17 protein-coding genes are annotated in these 16,819 nt (G+C 73.0%); 3 read left to right on the forward strand and 14 right to left on the reverse strand.

Annotated features, from left to right (window positions below; genetic code table 11):
• Positions 1-50: 50 nt before the first annotated feature.
• The 7 genes from I4I81_RS10845 to I4I81_RS10875 form a co-directional block, all read right to left on the reverse strand.
• The gene (locus I4I81_RS10845; protein ID WP_218603372.1) at positions 51-2,516 is read right to left on the reverse strand and encodes a pyruvate, phosphate dikinase; all 2,466 of its coding nucleotides are present in this window, start codon (positions 2,514-2,516) and stop codon (positions 51-53) included.
• Positions 2,513-3,127, reverse strand: coding sequence for a hypothetical protein (locus I4I81_RS10850; RefSeq protein WP_218603373.1), 615 nt, complete (start codon positions 3,125-3,127; stop codon positions 2,513-2,515). The genes I4I81_RS10845 and I4I81_RS10850 overlap by 4 nt, the downstream gene beginning before the upstream one ends.
• A gap of 87 nt (positions 3,128-3,214) precedes the next feature.
• Positions 3,215-4,648: a hypothetical protein gene (locus I4I81_RS10855; RefSeq protein ID WP_218603374.1), complete on the reverse strand. Its 1,434-nt coding sequence runs from the start codon at positions 4,646-4,648 to the stop codon at positions 3,215-3,217.
• Between the two features lie 46 nt (positions 4,649-4,694).
• Positions 4,695-5,114: a PEP-utilizing enzyme gene (locus I4I81_RS10860; RefSeq protein ID WP_218603375.1), complete on the reverse strand. Its 420-nt coding sequence runs from the start codon at positions 5,112-5,114 to the stop codon at positions 4,695-4,697.
• Positions 5,115-5,737: 623 nt separating this feature from the next.
• A complete protein-coding gene (locus I4I81_RS10865) occupies positions 5,738-6,082 on the reverse strand; it encodes a hypothetical protein (RefSeq protein ID WP_225924536.1) in 345 nt (114 codons plus the stop codon).
• A 190-nt stretch (positions 6,083-6,272) separates the two neighbouring features.
• Complete coding sequence (locus I4I81_RS10870; protein WP_225924537.1) at positions 6,273-7,346, reverse strand: LLM class flavin-dependent oxidoreductase; 1,074 nt, start codon at positions 7,344-7,346, stop codon at positions 6,273-6,275.
• 38 nt (positions 7,347-7,384) lie between these two features.
• On the reverse strand, positions 7,385-7,729 hold the full coding sequence (locus I4I81_RS10875) for a hypothetical protein (RefSeq protein WP_218603376.1): 345 nt from the start codon (positions 7,727-7,729) through the stop codon (positions 7,385-7,387).
• 428 nt (positions 7,730-8,157) lie between these two features.
• Between I4I81_RS10875 and I4I81_RS10880 the strand changes: the two genes are divergently transcribed.
• A complete protein-coding gene (locus I4I81_RS10880) occupies positions 8,158-9,111 on the forward strand; it encodes a DUF808 domain-containing protein (RefSeq protein WP_218603499.1) in 954 nt (317 codons plus the stop codon).
• 57 nt (positions 9,112-9,168) lie between these two features.
• On the opposite strand, the gene I4I81_RS10885 is transcribed toward I4I81_RS10880, so the two are convergent.
• The 5 genes from I4I81_RS10885 to I4I81_RS10905 form a co-directional block, all read right to left on the reverse strand.
• Positions 9,169-9,549 carry an enoyl-CoA hydratase-related protein gene (locus I4I81_RS10885; RefSeq protein WP_218603498.1) on the reverse strand — a complete coding sequence of 127 codons (381 nt, stop codon included), beginning with the start codon at positions 9,547-9,549 and terminating at the stop codon, positions 9,169-9,171.
• Positions 9,546-10,298, reverse strand: a complete 753-nt coding sequence (locus tag I4I81_RS10890; protein ID WP_218603497.1) for an SDR family NAD(P)-dependent oxidoreductase — start codon at positions 10,296-10,298, stop codon at positions 9,546-9,548. Before I4I81_RS10890 ends, I4I81_RS10885 begins: the two co-directional genes overlap by 4 nt.
• Complete coding sequence (locus I4I81_RS10895) at positions 10,295-11,506, reverse strand: acetyl-CoA hydrolase/transferase family protein (protein WP_226363880.1); 1,212 nt, start codon at positions 11,504-11,506, stop codon at positions 10,295-10,297. Before I4I81_RS10895 ends, I4I81_RS10890 begins: the two co-directional genes overlap by 4 nt.
• Complete coding sequence (locus I4I81_RS10900; RefSeq protein ID WP_218603496.1) at positions 11,503-11,706, reverse strand: Rossmann-fold NAD(P)-binding domain-containing protein; 204 nt, start codon at positions 11,704-11,706, stop codon at positions 11,503-11,505. Before I4I81_RS10900 ends, I4I81_RS10895 begins: the two co-directional genes overlap by 4 nt.
• Positions 11,707-11,789: 83 nt before the next feature.
• Positions 11,790-12,956 carry an acyl-CoA dehydrogenase family protein gene (locus I4I81_RS10905; RefSeq protein ID WP_218603495.1) on the reverse strand — a complete coding sequence of 389 codons (1,167 nt, stop codon included), beginning with the start codon at positions 12,954-12,956 and terminating at the stop codon, positions 11,790-11,792.
• 482 nt (positions 12,957-13,438) lie between these two features.
• On the opposite strand from I4I81_RS10905, the gene I4I81_RS10910 reads away from it, so the two are divergent.
• Positions 13,439-14,194, forward strand: coding sequence for a FadR/GntR family transcriptional regulator (locus I4I81_RS10910; RefSeq protein ID WP_218603494.1), 756 nt, complete (start codon positions 13,439-13,441; stop codon positions 14,192-14,194).
• Between the two features lie 63 nt (positions 14,195-14,257).
• Here the strand turns inward: I4I81_RS10910 and I4I81_RS10915 are convergent, their stop codons facing one another.
• Positions 14,258-14,404 (reverse strand): hypothetical protein, encoded by a 147-nt coding sequence (locus tag I4I81_RS10915; protein WP_218603501.1) that lies wholly within the window; start codon positions 14,402-14,404, stop codon positions 14,258-14,260.
• A 161-nt stretch (positions 14,405-14,565) separates the two neighbouring features.
• Here I4I81_RS10915 and I4I81_RS10920 point away from each other — a divergent pair, with 161 nt between their 5' ends.
• Positions 14,566-15,483: a universal stress protein gene (locus I4I81_RS10920; protein WP_218603493.1), complete on the forward strand. Its 918-nt coding sequence runs from the start codon at positions 14,566-14,568 to the stop codon at positions 15,481-15,483.
• Between the two features lie 244 nt (positions 15,484-15,727).
• Here the strand turns inward: I4I81_RS10920 and I4I81_RS31400 are convergent, their stop codons facing one another.
• Positions 15,728-16,675 (reverse strand): cold-shock protein, encoded by a 948-nt coding sequence (locus I4I81_RS31400; RefSeq protein WP_218603492.1) that lies wholly within the window; start codon positions 16,673-16,675, stop codon positions 15,728-15,730.
• Positions 16,676-16,819: the final 144 nt, after the last annotated feature.

Raw genomic sequence — 16,819 nt, forward strand, 5'->3', positions numbered from 1 at the left:
CGGACGCCCCGCCGGGGAAGCGGGGCGTCGGTCGTCCTCCGTACGTGGGTTCAGACCCCCAGCGCCGCCCGGCCCAGAGCCAGTACGAGCGGGCGAGTCTCCGCGGCGTCGACCGCGAAGCGCCGGAACCCCAGCCCGAGCAGCTGCCCGGCGGCCTCCTGGGAGACCTCGCCGGACAGGCGCAGCCCGACCCGGCACCCCGGCACCGCCGCCGCCGCGTCGGCGACGTGCGCGAGCAGCGTCTGCACCGACGGGTCGACGGTGGTGCGCGGGTCACACGACAGCATTCCCCGGGCCAGGTACCCGTCGAGCGGTTCGGCCGTGAGCAGCTGCCGGGCGGGCAGCCCGAACATCGCGGCCTGGACCGCCCGGACCTCCAGCCACACGACGTCGCCCGCCTCGGCGATGGCACCCGCACCGAGTGCTCCACGCGGGCTGGTCAGGTAGGCGCCGACGCCGATCCCCGTGCCCTCGCCGAGTGCGCGCAGCGCCCGGGCCTCCGCCGGGTCGGACAGGTGGCGTACCGCGAGGTGCACCGTCGCCCGCCCGCCGGAGTCCGCCAGGGCCCTGGCCAGCCCGGAGAGCTGCGCCTCGATCAGGGCCGGGCGGCCCAGCGGCACCGACAGCTCCGGGTGCCGGGTCGTCACGGCGGTCTGCTGCAGCAGCTCGCGGGCCTCGTCGGCGACGAGGTCGATCGCCCGCACGCCCACCTCCCCGTCGCCCGCCGCCTCCAGGATCGGGGTGAACTCCTGCGCGACGAGGTCGGCGATGCGGTCGATGCCGTCGCCGTCGCCCAGCAGGCTCGCGACGAGACCGTCGAGGTGCCCGGTGGCCGCGAGCACGTCGTCGACGGCGGTGACCAGGCCGGCCGCCCCGGCGTCGCGCGCCGCGGCGACGTCGGCGGGCAGCGTGACGCGGCTCAGCACCGCGCACCCGCTCGCCCCGGCCGCGAGGCCGAGGAGCTCACCGAGCGCGGCGGTGGCCGCGGCCGGGGTGGAGGTCGTGAAGCCACCGGCGAACAGCTCACCGGAGGCCCCGTCGAGCGAGACCTCGTCCCCCTCGGCCAGGGTGCGGTCGCCGACGCGCACCGTGCGGGCGGACTCGTCCACGACGATCTCCGACGCCCCGACCACGCAGGTGGTGCCGAGCGCCCGCGCGACGACGGCGGCGTGGCTGGTGGAGCCGCCGGTGGCGGTGACGATGCCCTGCGCCGCGATCATCCCGTGCAGGTCGGCGGGGCTGGTGACCGGCCGCGCGAGGATGACCGGCCTCCCGGCGTCGGCTTGCTCCTTGGCCCGGTCCGAGTCGAGGACGAGCGCACCGCTGACCTGGCCGGGGCAGGCCCCGATCCCGGTGGTGAGCAGCCGGTCCCCCGCCCGGGCGCGCTCGACCTCGGCGTCGTCGAAGCCCGGGCGCTGCACCTGCCGGATCTGCGCGGGCGTGACGTGGCGCAGCGCCTGCTCCAGGGGCAGGCCCTCGGACGCGAGGTCGGCGGCGATCCGCACGGCGGCCTCCGCGGTGCGCTTGGCGCTGCGGACCTGCAGGAAGTACAGCGCCGACCGCTCGACGGTGAACTCGATGTCGAGCACGTCGCCGTGGTTGCGCTCGAGGTCGTCGCAGGTGGTGCGCAGCTCGTCGAGCACGTCGGGGGCGAGCGCCTCGGTGACCGGATCGGGCGTGCGGGTGCCGGCGACGACGTCCTCGCCCTGGCTGTGCGCGAGGTACTCACCGAACAGTCCCGGCTCCCCGGTCACCGGGTTGCGGGTGAACACGACCCCGGACCCGGAGTCGGCCGAGAGGTTGCCGAACACCATCGACTGCACGACGACGGCGGTGCCGAGGTCGTGCGGGATGCCGTGGTGGTCGCGGTAGGTGCGGGCGCGGCGGGTGTTCCAGGAGCGGAAGACCGCCTCGATCGCGCCGACGAGCTGCGCGCGCGGGTCGTCGGGGACGGAGTCGCCCGTGTCGTCGGCGAGCGCCTGCTCGCACGCGGCCCAGACCCGGTCGTAGACCGGACCCGCGTCCTCGCCCGGGTCGACCGCCTCGACGAGTGCGTCGATCCCGGCACCGGGGTCGAGCGCGTCCAGCACCGTCTCGGCGTACATCGCGTGGAAGCGGGCGACGAGGTCGGCGACGAACCGTGCGTCGCCCGTCGCCTCGGCGAGGGCGACCGCGGCGCCCCGGTCCAGGCCGAGGTTGAGGATGGTGTCCATCATCCCCGGCATCGAGACCGGCGCGCCCGAGCGCACGGAGAGCAGCAGCGGGACCGGCCCGCCCCCGAACGCCTTGCCCGTGGCCGCCTCGAGCTCGGTGAGCCGGGCGAAGACCTCGTCGACCAGCCCGCCCGGCACCGCCTTCTCCGCCAGGTAGCTGCGGCAGGCGTCGGTGCCGATCACGTACCCGGGCGGCACCCGCAGGCCCTGCTGCGTCATCCGCGCCAGCCCGGCGCCCTTGCCGCCGAGCCGGTCGACGTCGGCGGGATCGGCCTCGGTGAAGGTCAGCGTCAGACCGGTCATTCCGTGCGTTCCCGGCCGAGGGTGCGCAGCAGATCCTCGTGGAGCTCGAACCAGATGTTGTGCACCGAGTCCTTCGTCGGGGACGACACGAAGTCGTGCTGCCCGGCGTCGATCGTCTCGATCGTCGCGGCGAACCGGCGCGGGTACGCGGCGAACCGGCCGTCGTGCCCGGCGAGCCCGGCGAGCAGCGGCCCGAGCCGCGCGACGAGCTTCTCGATGCGGGAGATCACCTTGTCGTCGTACTCGGAGTCGGTGTGGTCGTTGGCGACCTTGCGGCCCCCGACGTCGATCTGCTGCCAGGACGACATCGTGGTCAGGAACTGGGAGTTCACCGTCTCGAACTTCTCCACCAGCTCCCCGACCTCGGGATCGCCGCGCAGGTCGGCGTAGTACTCCGAGGCGGCTGCGGCGAGCGCGGGCTCCGCCTCGTCGGTCGGCAAGGCGGCGTCACCGACGACGACGACGAGTCCCTGCGCGGACAGCCGGGCCAGTGCGGCAGTCACGTCGGCGGCGTCGACGCCGGTGTCGATGGCGATCGTCGGTGCGGACGCCATCTTCTTGAGCGCCACGACGTTCAGCACGTCGTAGTCGACCTTGTCCAGATCGGACATGGGTATCCCTCCACGGGACCGGGCGGCGCGGCGGGGTGGCCGCGCCGCCCGGATGATCGGCTGGGGTGGGAGGTGGGACCTACTCCGCTACAGCCAGCGGCCCTTCGAGTTGCGCAGGTCGGCGTTGTCGGAGAAGGGCAGGTAGCCCGCTCCGGAGAAGATCTTGCTGGGCACCGTCTCCTGCGCGAAGCCGCGCTTGGTGATGTCGTAGTAGTAGTTGGAGACGCGCTGGTCGATCTCCCACAGGTCGTAGTCGCGGCAGGCCTTCTCGTACGTGCCGGCCTTGCGCAGGTGCGGGAGGATCATGTCGATGTAGTAGACGTACTGCCCGTTCCAGATCAGGTCGCGGCGGCACATCTTCGACGTCTTCGTGTAGAGCTTCAGCGTCGCGGTCCGGACGCGTTCCAGGTGCTCACCGAGGTCGTCGATCTTGATCGGGTAGACCTCGCCCATCGGGGTGTTCCACTTCTCGCGGGCGAACACCGCCCCGCCCACGATGGCCTCGATGTAGTTCTTCGGCCGCGTGAACGTGGTCGAGATGTCGTTGACCCGGATCTCGTTGAGGCCCATCCGGTTCGGGTCGATCACCAGCGCGAGCGTGTAGCAGTGCGGGAGCTTCGCGTCCTCGCAGACGTCGCTCCAGTGGAAGACCTCCTCGTTCACGAACAGGTCGCGCAGGATGAGGATGTTCCCGTCCGGCAGCTCGTAGGGCCCGGTGTCGCCCAGGCCCAGCCGGCAGTCGTAGTGGTCGAGGAACGACAGCAGCTCCGCGGCCGCGTTGAACTGCGTGAACGCGCTGTGCTTCGGGCTGCCGTGCTCGATCGGCTCGACCTGGGCCACCAGCTGGTCGAGGAAGTCCTGCTCGTGGATCTGGCAGCGGTAGCGGTCCTGCGAGTTGAGCAGGTAGCCGTCCTGGCGCTTGCCCCACAGCACGCGCTGCATGAACTTGAGGATCTCGTTGGACTCGGGGATGTAGTCGTCGGCGCCGATCGTCTCCAGCGCGAGCAGGCCGCAGCGCCCCATGCCGAACCCGACCGCGCCGATGGCCCAGTCGTGCACGGAGTTGACCTTGGTGCCGATCTCCCGGCGGGCGCTGGCCCCGATGTCCATGACGCCCTGGGCCCCGCCGACCTCCGCGGTGGTCATGCGCAGGATCTCCGGCCACCGGTAGAACTCGTGCATGAAGGCCAGGATCTCGTACTCCTGGCGCGGGATCATGCCCGACTCGCCCTCGGTGGCCCGCATGACGAGCACGTCCCAGATGTTCCAGGCGAGGTAGTTGTTGAGGTCGTTCAGCTCGTCGATCGAGAACTGGTCCTTGAGGACGTCGTCCTTGGAGACCTTCTCCAGCACCCCGCTCTTCGCGCGGGCCTTCATCATCTTGTCGCCCTTGATCCCGTCGGTGACGGGTTCCATGCCGACGAAGTTGCCGGTGTAGGTGAGGTCCTGGAAGCGGAGGCCGTCGTCGCCGGCCTCGTACCGCTGCTTGTAGGTGGCGCGCTTGCCCTCGGTCGTCGTCACTGCTGTGTGCTCCTGTCCGGTCGGCGGGGAGGTCGGTGGTCGGGGCTCAGTCGTCGGCCACGATGCGGCCGACCTCGTCGTCGGTGCAGTCGAGCCGGACCTTCTTGCCGTCGAGCTCCCGCGCGATCTCCGCGAAGTGCTCGTCGCTGGTGGCGCCCACGACGTAACGGGAGTCGCTACCGGTCAGGTGGGCCGTCATCACGCACGGCGTCTGGAACTCGCGCGAGAGGATCCCCAAGTGCGACTCGGGCGCACCCGACATCGTGATCACGCCGATCGCGCCCATGCTCAGCGCCGGCGCCAGGAAGGTGGTGGTCCCGCCGCGGACCAGGAGGATGTGCTCCTGGAGCTTGCCGGACTGGATGAGGCTGATGACGTCGGCGGGCGAGGACAGGTACTTCACCGTCCCGCTGGGGGACTTGGACGTGTCGAAGACGTTGTAGCCCTCGGCCAGAACGTCGGCCATACCGGTTCCTCCTTGAACGTGATGGTGCGCTGTCGTCGTTCCGGTCGACCCGACCACGGATCCGACCGTTCCGTTACCGCCGTCACAGTGCCCTGCGTCACCCTCGGCAGCCGATGGGTCGCGCAGATAGAAGAACGCGATCCCGTTGTCCGGACGAGACAGGGCAGGGCTGGGCACCGCCGCCGGGACGGTGCGGGGCCGGAAACCCCACGGCCCGGGTTCGGTCGTGCCCAGGACCGGACGTGAGTGCACGCCCAGCACATGATCGACGAGATCGGCCCCGGCGGCGCCTCGCACCAGCAGCAGAACGCGCTCCCGAAGCGCCCCGGAGAGCTACCCGGACGGACACCGGCGGGGCCGGCGCCGTGGCCTCGGCCCGGCCCGGTCTCCCGCACCAGCCAGAGACCGGGCCGGGTCTGCGGCATCAGGTCCTCCGGCATGCCCCCCGGGACGAGCGGCGGGTTCTGCACCGAGACCCGCGCGGCGACCCGCGCGACCCGTCCGCCGGCGACGGGGGCAGGGCCGACAGCTCCCGGCGCAGTGCCTCCGCGATCGCCCCGGCGAGCGTGCCCCCGTCCGTCACGCCCGGCCGCTCCCGCAGGCGGCCGCGTTCCGCCGAACCGTCACGGGTGCGCCCCGTCGCCGGCCTCCGCCCCACGCTCGGCCTCCGCCCGGCGCTCGGCCCCCGTCTCGCCGGCGTGGCCGAGGTCGTCGCCCGCGGTCCGCCCCACGAACTCGCCGGTGCGACCCGTCCCGGTGACCGACCCCGGGTCGCCGGTCAGGTCGGTGTGCTCGTCACCGGTGTCGCGGTTCGACGCCAGTGCCGCGTCCCCGGCCACGTCCTCGCCGGACACCCGGCCGTCGGGATCGGTCCACCCGGAACCGGTGGGCCTGCTCCACAGGCTCATCGCGCCCCGTCGGTGACGCCGTTCGCCGGGGTTGGGGTCGTCGATCACGGGGATGGTCATGGCGCCCTCCCTGCCGCCGGCGGACCGGCGGTGGGTGCGGAGGTGCGGCCCCCGGTCGGGGACCGCGGTGCGGATCGGCACCACCCCGACCGCGTACCCGCCCCCGCGACGCTCTGGGCTGGGCGCCGCGGGTGAGCCTCGACGAGGGGTTCGCGCTGCTCGCCGCGGCGACCCGGACCCCGCCGCCCGGTTAGCCCGAGGTCCTCGCCCCGGACGCCCGGCCCGCGGTGCCGTCGACCAGCGGGACGACCTTCGACCCCAGCAGCTCGATGCTGCGCAGCATCGTCTCGTGCGGCATCCGCCCGTTCGTCATCTGGACGGTGAGGCGCGAGATGCCGCCGAGCTCGTCGGAGATGCCCCGGGCCCGGTTCGCCACCGTCTCGGCGTCGCCGACCAGGAACGGTCCGTCCGGTCCGCGCTGCGCCTCGTACCCGGCGCGCGTGACGGGGGCGAAGCCCCGTTCGCGCCCGATCCGCGTGAACATCTCGGCGTGGCCGGGGTAGAAGTCGTCCGCGGCCTGCCGGTCGGTGTCGCCCACGAACCCGATGCAGTGCACCCCGACCTTCAGCTGCTCCGCCGGGTGCCCCGCCCGCCGTCCGGTCTCCCGGTAGAGGTCGATCAGGGGCCGGAAGCGACGCGGCGCGCCGCCGATGATCGCGACCATCAGGGGCAGCCCGAGCGCCCCGGCCCGGACGAACGACGACGGCGTGCCGCCGACGCCCAGCCAGATCGGCAGCTGCGCCTGGTGCGGACGGGGGAACACGCCCTGGCCGGTCAGCGGGGCGCGCAGGCGGCCGGACCAGTGCGGGTGCGCGTCGTCGCGGATCCGCAGCAGCAGGTCGAGCTTCTCCTCGAACAGGTCGTCGTAGTCCGCCAGGTCGAGGCCGAACAGCGGGAACGCCTCGGTGAAGGAGCCGCGGCCGACCACGAGCTCCGCCCGGCCCCGCGAGATCAGGTCGAGCGTCGCGTAGCTCTCGAAGACGCGCACCGGGTCGTCGGCGCTGAGCACCGTGACCGCGCTGCGCAGCCGGATCCGCTCGGTGATCGCCGCCGCGGCGGCGAGGATCGTGACGGGCGCGGAGTCGAGGAAGCCCTCCCGGTGGTGCTCGCCGATCCCGAAGGTGTGCACGCCCGCGCTGTCGGCCCGCGCGATCTGGGCGAGCACGTCCTGCATCTGCTGCGCCGGGTCGACGGCCGGGTCGGCCGCCACGAAGTTGTCGATCCCGATCTCCATCGGGGCACCTTCCTGGTCGTCCGTGCTCATCGGTCCGTGCTCATCGGTCCGTGCTCATCGGTCCGTGCTCATCGGTCTGCGCCCATCGCCGCGGCGATCCGCAGCGGCCCCGCGGCCTCGGCATGCCGGCTCTGACGTTCCAGCGTCCGCCCGAGCAGCAGGTGGGCGTAGCCGTTCGCGGGGTCCGCGGCGAGCACCGCGCGCGTCTGCGCCTCGGCGCGGTGCAGCTGCGCGGAGTGGTAGTACGCGCGGGCCAGCAGCAGGCGCACGGTCAGGGCATCGGCGCTGGTCTCGTCGCCCAGTCCCGACGCCAGCTCCGCGAGTATCGACGCAGCAGCGGCGAACTCACCCACGTCGAAGAGGCCGTGTGCGCGGGCGAACAGCGTGCTGGGCGGGGTCCGGGTGCTCGTCATGCGACCCTCCTTCAGTTCAGTGAACGCTCAAGTAAAACCGGGAGGGACACGTGGTATTCCGGGGCTCGGCGCCACCCGCCGTCGACGGCCGGATCGCCTCGATCGACCCGATGTCGACGATCGACCCGCCCGCGCCCCGGGCCATCCGCGACCCGACCACCGCGGTGAGCCGGAACGGGCCGCGCAGGCTCGCGCGCCCCGCTCGACGAAGGCGAGCACCACCTCCCGCCCCATGCCCCGGATCCCGCCGGTCACCGCCACCACCTTGCCCTCGAGCTCGTCCGTGCGTGCTTCCCACCCGGCGACCGGGCGGGCCGTCGGGGTCGGACCCGTCGACGGACAGGTGCCGTGACGGGACGAACCGGACGAGTCCCGGGTAGGCTCCCCGCCGTGCGCACCACGGCATCGGCCCAGCCGACGACCACCCGATGAGCGGCCTCTTCGCGTTGCTCGACGACGTGGCCGCCCTCGTCAGGATCACCGCGGCGTCGCTCGACGACATCGCGGGTGCGGCCGGCCGGGCGGGGGTGAAGGCCGCGGGGGTCGTCGTCGACGACGCGGCCGTCACCCCGCGGTACGTGCAGGGGCTGGAGCCGAAACGCGAGCTGTCGATCATCGGGCGGATCGCCCGGGGGTCGCTGCGCAACAAGCTGCTGTTCATCCTCCCCGCCGCGCTGCTGCTGAGCCAGTTCGCGCCGTGGGCCCTCACACCCATTCTCATGCTCGGCGGCACCTATCTCTGCTATGAGGGCGCGGAGAAGATCTGGGAGTTGATCGCCGGGCACCAGCCCGCACCGGAGGAGGCCCGCGAGACGGCGGCCGCCGACCCGGAGGGGCACGAGAAGAAGGTCGTCTCGGGTGCGGTGCGCACCGACTTCATCCTCTCCGCGGAGATCATGGTCATCGCGCTCAACGAGGTCGCGTCCGAGGGCCTGGTCGCCCGTGGTGCCATCCTGCTGGTAGTGGCGGTGGCGATCACGGCGCTCGTCTACGGCGCGGTGGCGCTGATCGTCAAGATGGACGACGCGGGTCTGGCACTGGCGAAGCGGGACTCCGCACCGGTGAGCGCACTCGGGCGCGGACTGGTCCGGGCGATGCCGATCGTGCTCTCGGTCCTGTCCACCGTCGGGATCGCGGCGATGCTCTGGGTCGGCGGGCACATCCTGCTCGTGGGCGTCGAGGACCTCGGATTCGCACCGCCGTACGCGTTCGTGCACCACGTCGAGGTGCTCGTGCACGACGCCACGGGCCCGCTCGGCGGGTTCCTCGGCTGGCTCACCAACACCGTCTTCTCGGCCATCGCCGGAGCGGTCGTGGGCGCCATCATCGTGGCGGTCATGCACGTGATCCCGAAGCGGACCGCGGGCGCCGCGCACGCCTGATCCCGCGCGCGGGACGCCGATCGCCCGGCACCGGTATCCGGCCGTAGGTTCGAACGGTCAGACCGAAACGGCGGGAGCGGGGCGCAGCGCGCACGCCATCGCGAGCTCCATCCCGCCGCCGAGCGCCCGGCCCTCGACCGCGGCGATCGTGACCCGGCCGGATCCGGCGAGCCGGGCGAGCACCGCGCGCAGCCGGTCGTCGTAGGCGGCGAACCCGGCCGCGTCGATCGTGGACGTGTGCGCGATGTCGGCGCCCGCGGCGAAGAAGCCGGGCAGCGCCGACGCGACGACGACGGTGCGGGCGTCGCGCGCGTCGGCCTCGTCGAGTGCGGCGGCGAGCCCGTCGATGGTCTCGGGGCCCAGCGGGTTGACCGGGCGCAGGTCCATCGAGGCGACGAGGACGCCGTCTGCGGCGTCCTCCGTGACGACCGCGCTCATGCCATCGTGAGGCCGCCGCTGACGGACAGCGTCTGGCCGGTGATGTAGCCGGTGGCGTCGGAGGCGAAGAAGGCGACGGCGGCGGCGACGTCGGCGGGCTGGGCGAGCCGGCGCATCGGGACGCTCCGGGTCATGCCGTCGAGCACCTTCGCGCCGTCGTCGGACTTCGCGGCGAACGCCTGCAGCATCGGGGTGTCGGTCGGGCCGGGGCAGACCGTGTTGGCGGTGATGCCGTGCCGCGCGACCTCACGGGCGAGGGTCTTGGTGAACGCGATCGTGCCGCCCTTGGCGCCGGAGTAGACGGCCTCCAGCGACGAGCCGACGCGTCCGGCGTCGGACCCGATGTTGACGACCCGGCCGAAGCCGCGCTCGATCATCCCGGGCACCACGGTGTGGGTGACCCGCAGCATGCCCTTGAAGTTGATGTCCAGGATGCGGTCCCAGAAGTCCTCGGTGGTGTCGACGAAGTTCATGAAGTCGTCCCAGCCGGCGTTGTTGACCGCGATCTCCACCGGCCCCAGCTCGGCGGTGACCGTCCTGACGGCGTCCTGCACCGACCCGGTGTCGGTGACGTCGGCGCGCACCGCCAGCGCGGTGCCCCCTGCCTCCGTGATCGACGAGGCGGTGGCCTGCGCGGCCTCCAGGTTGAGGTCGACGACGGCGACGCGGAAGCCGACGGCCCCCAACGTCGTCGCGATGCCCTGGCCGATGCCCTGGGCACCTCCGGTGACGAATGCCGTTCTGCTCATCTCGATCCCTTCAGGAGTGTCTCGCGGTGCTGGGGAGCGGCGATCGCCGCGATGCGGGCCGGGCGGTCGGCGAGGGGGCAGCCCCGCAGGTGGGCCACGCCGTGCTCGGTGACGACGGTGTCGACGTCGGCGCGGGCGGTGGTGACGGTGCCGCCGTCCAGCAGCGGGACGATCGTCGAGGCCCCGCCGGAGGTGGACCGCAGCGCGATCACCGAGCGGGCACCGGTGCGGGCCGCGGCGCCGGAGAAGTCGGCCTGCCCGCCGACGCCGCCGAGGTAGCGGCCTCCGACCGACTCGCCGTTGACCTGGCCGGTGAGGTCGACCTGCAGCGCGGCGTTGATCGACACCAGCCGGGTGAGGCGGGCGAGCACGGCGGCGCCGTGCGTGTAGCCGGCGGGCCGGAACTCGATCGGCACGTCGCCGAGGCGGGAGTACAGCGAGGCGCTGCCCAGCGCCGCACCGGTGACGACGACTCCGGGGTCGATCTCCTTGTGGCGCCCCGTGACCACGCCCCTGTCGATCAGCCGCAGCACACCGTCGGTGATCATTCCGGAGTGGACGCCGAGGTCACGGTGCCCGGACAGGCCGTCGAGGACGGCGGCGGGCAGCGACCCGACGCCCAGCTGGATCGTGTCGCCGTCGGCGACCAGCCCGGCGACGTGCGCGGCGATCGCCTCGTCGACGTCGTCGGGGGCGCGGTCCGGGAACACCGGCAGCGGGCGGTCGGTCTCCACGACGGCGGCGAACCGGTCGAGCGGGATGCCCGGCGTGCCGCTGGTGCGCGGCATCCGGTGGTTGATCTCCGCGATCAAGGTGCGCGACCAGCGGGCGGCGTCGGCGGCGTAGTCGACGCCGATCCCCAGCGAGCACGTGCCGTCCGGCCCCGGCGGCGCCACCTGCACCAGGCCGACGTCGCCGGGCAGCAGCCGCTGCGCGAACAGCCGCGGCAGCTGGGAGTAGTGCGCGGGCACGACCTCCAGCCCGGCGGTCCGTCGCAGCTCCCCCATCGCCCCGTAGGAGACGACGGTGAGGTGCTCGGGGCGGGGACGGCGGACCGGGGCGATCCCGCAGAACCCGCGGACCGGACCGATGTCGCCGACCTGCTCGTACAGCGCGTCGACGAGCGGGGCGGCCTCGGCGGCCGCCTGGCCCCACCAGACCCCGTCCCCGGCGGCGACGTGGCGCCGCAGGTCGAGCACCGGAGTCACTGGATGACCGTACCGCCGTCGACGGGGAGCACCTGGCCGGAGATGGAGACGCCGCGTCGGAGGCGAGGAACACGAACGTCGCCGCGATCTCCGCGGGCTCGGCCCAGCGGAATCCGCTCCAGCGTCTTCGCGGCGGGCTTCTCGTTGCTGCGGATGCCCTCGGCCATCGAGGTGGCAGCCGGCGGCGCCACCGCGTTCACGGCGACCTGGCGGCGCCGATCCCGCCGCCCCCGGTGACCAGCGCGGTGCGCCCGGCGAGGGAGGACACGTCCGGGAAGGAGATCTAGTAGCTCCTCGGGAGACCCAGCACGTGCGAGCCCAGGTAGTTGAGCACCATCTCCTGCGAGAGCGGCGCGATCTTGAGCAGCCGGGCCTCCCTGAAGTACCGGGCCACGTGGTACTCCTCGGAGTACCCCATGCCGCCGTGGGTCTGCAGCGCCCGGTCGGCCGCCTCGAACCCGGCGTCGGCGCAGAGGTACTTCGCGGTGTTCGCCTCCCGCCCGCACGGTTCGCCCCGGTCGTAGAGCCAGGTGGCCTTGCGCAGCGTCAGCTCCGCGGCGTCGAGGCGGGCGAGGGAGTCGGCCAGCGGGAACTGCAGCCCCTGGTTCATCCCTATCGGCCGGCCGAACACCTCGCGCTCGTTGCCGTACTCGACGGCGGCGTCCAGTGCGACCCGCCCGATCCCGAGTGCCTCCGCCGCGATGAGCATCCGCTCCGGGTTGAGCCCGTCGAGGATGTAGCGGAAGCCCTGGCCCTCCTCGCCGACCCGGTCCTCCACCGGCACCCGCAGGTCGTCGATGAACAGCTCGTTGGACGACACCGCGTTGCGGCCCATCTTGCGGATCGGCCGGATGTCGACGTGCGCGCGGTCGAGATCGGTGAGGAACAGCGTCATGCCGTCGGTCTTCTTCGCGCAGTCCTCGAACGTCGTCGTGCGCGTCAGGAGCAGGACCTTCTCCGACTCCTGCGCCTTGGAGATCCACACCTTCCGCCCGTTCACGACGTAGGAGTCGCCGACCCGCTTCGCGAACGTGGTGATCTTCGTGGTGTCCAGACCCGCTCCGGGCTCGGTCACCCCGAAGCAGACGTGCAGACTGCCGTCGACGATCCGGGGCAGCGTCCGGGCCTTGAGCTCCTCGGACCCGTGCAGGATCACCGGGTGCATCCCGAAGATCGACAGGTGGATCGCGCTGGCCGCGTTCATGCCCCCGCCCGAGCGCGCGACCTCCTCGAGGATGATCGACGCCTCGGTGATCCCGAGTCCGTGGCCGCCGTACTCCTCGGGCGTGGTGACACCGAGCCAGCCGCCGGAGGCGAGCGTGTCGTAGAACGCGGTGGGGAACTCGTGCTTCCGGTCGCACTCCATCCAGTAGTGGTCGTCGAACGTGCCGGCGATCTCCGCGACGACCTTGCGGATCGTCGTCTGGTCGTCCGTGAGATCGAAGTCCACGGATCGACCTTAACAAAGGACAGACCAAAACTACCCGCGGGGACGAGGTCCAGCGCCGCCGCCAACCGCTCGCTCCACGCGCTCGGTGACCCGAACAGGACGCGGTCGAGCTCGGCCCGCTCGCAGTAGAGCTGCAGGTCGCACTCCCAGGTGTGGCCGATCGCCCCGCGCTGCCCGAGCGCGGTGTCGGCCGCCTCCGCCGCTCCCGCCGTGACCAGCATCTGCGCCGACGCGTGCCTCACCGCCTGCAACGAGCCGATCGGCACGCCGAACCGATGCCGCTGCCTACTCGACCGCCATCTCCAGCATCCGCTCGGTGACGCCCAGCGCGTCCGCCGACACGAGCGCCACATCCCCCGGTGCCACATCCGCCCCTCTGAGGCCACCGGCGTGCCGGCGACCCCGGCTCGGCCGAGAGTTCCCATCGTGTGCGGTGATGCTAATTTGGGTCAGACCTTTGGACCAGAAGTACGGGGTGTCGCATGGCCGCCGAGAACCGCTCGACGATCCGCCTGTCGCCGATGGAGGTGCCGAAGGCCTCCGACGTGCTCGCGAACGAGCTGCGCGAACGCATCCTGTCCGGCGAGTACCCGGAGGGCACCCCCCTGCCGCCCGAGCGCGAGCTGGCGGTCCAGACACGGATGAGCCGCACCACCGTGCGCGAAGCGCTGCGCGTGCTGGAGGTCCAGGGCCTGGTGCGGATCAAGGCCGGCCGGGCCGGCGGTGCGTTCGTGCAGCGCCCCGGCGAGGAGTCGGTGGCCACCACGCTCGACCTGCTGATCCGCGGCCGCCAGATCCGACCGGCCTCGGTGCACGAGACACGCGAGGCGATCGAACCCTCCTGCGCCCGGCTCGCCGCGCTCAACCGCACCGCAGGCGACCTGCGCCGCCTCGAGGACGCCGACGAGGCGATCGCCGCCGGCGGCAGCCTGGAGTCGTTCCTGCAGGCCAACGTCGACTGGCACGTCGGCGTGGCGGCCGCGGGCCACAACGAGATCCTGACCGGGATCATGCTCGCCCTGTCCCGCGCGATCTACACCGTCACGCACAACGAGGGCTTCGTGAACGGCGAGGTCCGGGCCATCGCGGCCCAGGCACACCGGTCGGTGACCCGCGCGATCAGGGACAAGGACCCGGACGCGGCCGCGCGCCGCATGAGCCGTCACGTCCACGCGTACGCAGCAGCGGCCCTCGAGGTCGACGAGCGCACCGCGATCACCCTCCCGGACACGGACTGACCGCCTCCGGCCCGATCACCCTCCGGCCCGATCACCCTCCGGCCCGATCACCCTCTGGCCCGATCACCCTCTGGGCAGCCCGAGCATGCGCTCGGCCACGATGTTGCGCTGGATGAACGTGGAGCCGCCCGCGATCGCCGTGCCACGAGGGTGCCGGTCGTCGCCCTCCTCGCCGTCGTCGTCGGGACGGTGCTGGCCCGGCACCTGCACGCCGTGCGTCCGGGCCCTGTCACGCCCCGAGGAGACGGCCGCCGGGGCGGCGGATCGCGGGGCGGAGGGGTCGCAGTACCCGTGAGGTCGGGCCGAGTGGTCCTGCCCGCGGCCGGCTGCCCCGAGCAGGCTGGCGGGACACCACAGACGAGGAGTCGAGCATGGGTACCGAGGACGGACACCGTCACGACGCCGTGGTCGGGGTGGACGGGAGCGAGCACGCGCTGCACGCGGTCGGCTGGGCGGCGACCGAGGCGCAGCTGCGCGGCCTGACCCTGCGTATCGTGCACGCCGCCCCGCGGCCGGCCGATCCCGGCGCGACGCGGTCGGTCCCGGAGATCCTCGCCCGTGCCTTCACCGTCGCCCGCCGCGCCGCCCCCGACGTCGGTGTCTCGACGGCCCGGTCGCTGCAGGACCCTGCGGCCTCGTTGCTCGACGCGGCGGGCGACGCGGCCCTGCTGGTGGTCGGCATGGGCGGCGGTGACTCCGCGGGCGGGCCGCTCGTCGGGTCGGTCGCCCTCGACGTCAGCGGCCGCGCCCCCTGCCCCGTCGCCGTGGTCCGCGGCGGCCCGGTCCCGCCGAGGGGGCCCGTCCTGGTCGGCGTCGACACGTTCGGTGAGGACGGGCTCCACAGGGACGACGCCGCGCTCTCCGTCGCGTTCGCCGACGCCCGCCGGCACGGCGGACGGGTGATCGTCCTGCACGCCCGGTTCGTGACCGGGCCGCGCTCGCCGGGCGACGAGCAGGCGGCCGACGTCGCCGTGCGGGACCGTTTGCGTGGCGAGCTCCGGCCGTGGACCGTCCGGTTCCCCGAGGTCCCGGTGCAGGTGAGCGTCGTGCACGGTAACCCGGCCGAGTCGCTGCTGCGGGCGGCCGAGGGGTGCCGGCTGGTGGTGCTGGGCACCCACGGCGACGGCGCCTACCCGCGGGACCTGTTCGGGTCGACCAGCCGCGAGGTGCTGCGCCGCAGCCCGGTCACCGTTCTGGTCGTCAACCCCGACACCGTCGTCGCCGCACCCGACGAGCACGTACGCAGCACCCGGCTCGACCATCCGCACGACCGCAGCGTGCTGTTCTGATCGGACGGGGACACCTCGTGACCGCACCATCCGACCCGCGGGCGGCGTGCTCCGTGAGACAGAACCCAGCAGCCGCCGCCCGATCCGGCGGGGGCCGCCCGGTCCTCGCGAACACCCGTCGGGCCGCTACGTGATCCGCCGGACGGTTCACCGTGTCTCTCGGTCGAACAGCGGAGGTCGGGTCGACACGGGCTCCCCGTCACGACGAGGGAGGAGATGATCAGCGGTCGGTGGGGCCGCCTCTTCAGAGGCGCTCGACACGGTCGGCCTGCGGGCCCCGGTCGCTCTGACGCACCGCGTACCGGACCCGGTCACCCTTCTCCAACGGCCCCGACCCCACGATCACCGACACGTGGGCGAAGAGATCGTCACCGCCCGCATCCGGGGTGATGAAGCCGAAACCGCGGTCGCCGTCGTAGCGCGCGACGACGCCCTCGCCACCTCGCGCGGGCACATCCCGCAACACCGGCCCTGCGGCCACAGCAGCTGCCGACCGCTGCGACGCCACCCCGGGCTCGACACCCCGGACCAGGTACACCCCGCGAGCCTGCGGACCCTTGTCCCCACTGACCACCTCATAGGCGACGCGGTCACCCTCCGCGAGCCACGTCAGCCCCTCGACCAGAGCCCGGACGTGAACGAAGACGTCCCCGACCCCGGAGTCGGGGCTGATGAACCCGAAGCCCTTGCCCTCGTCGTACCAGGCCACCGTGCCGTCGGCACCGTCCGCGGTGCCGGTCGCAGCGGGTAGGCCCGCCCCCGCTCCCAGCGGGATCACGCTCCCGGCCTGCGGGCCGCGCTCGCCCTCGACGACCAGGAAGGCCACCCGCTGCCCCTCGGTGACCACGCCGCCGGTCACGATGGCGGAGCTGTGCACGAAGATGTCGGCGCCGCCGCCATCCGGCGACGCGAAGCCGTACCCCTTGCCCGGCTCGTACCAGGTGACCGTGCCGAGCAGGCCCACGGCGCTGCCGACGGCCGCGTCGGCGGTGACGCGAACCTGCAGCGCCTGGGGCCCGCGATCGTTCTCGCCCACCTCGAACACGACGCCCTGGCCCTCGCGGAGCACCTTCGCGCCGCCGTCCCCGACGACCTCGGAGGCGTGCACGAACACGTCCGGCGAGCCGTCCTCGGGCGCGAGGAAGCCGAAACCCCGTTCGGCGTCGAACCAACGGACGGTTCCCTGCGGCATCGACGGCTCCAGATCGGGAGGGCGGGCAATGCCCCAGTCTCCCCGACCGACCTCGCGGTCCGTCGGGCCGGGCCGACAGGCGGGCGGTGCGGGGCCAGGAGGCGGGCCGTCAGTCCAACATGGCGGCATCGGACGGTCCGTCGA

This window comes from Pseudonocardia abyssalis, assembly GCF_019263705.2.
Classification (GTDB): domain Bacteria; phylum Actinomycetota; class Actinomycetes; order Mycobacteriales; family Pseudonocardiaceae; genus Pseudonocardia; species Pseudonocardia abyssalis.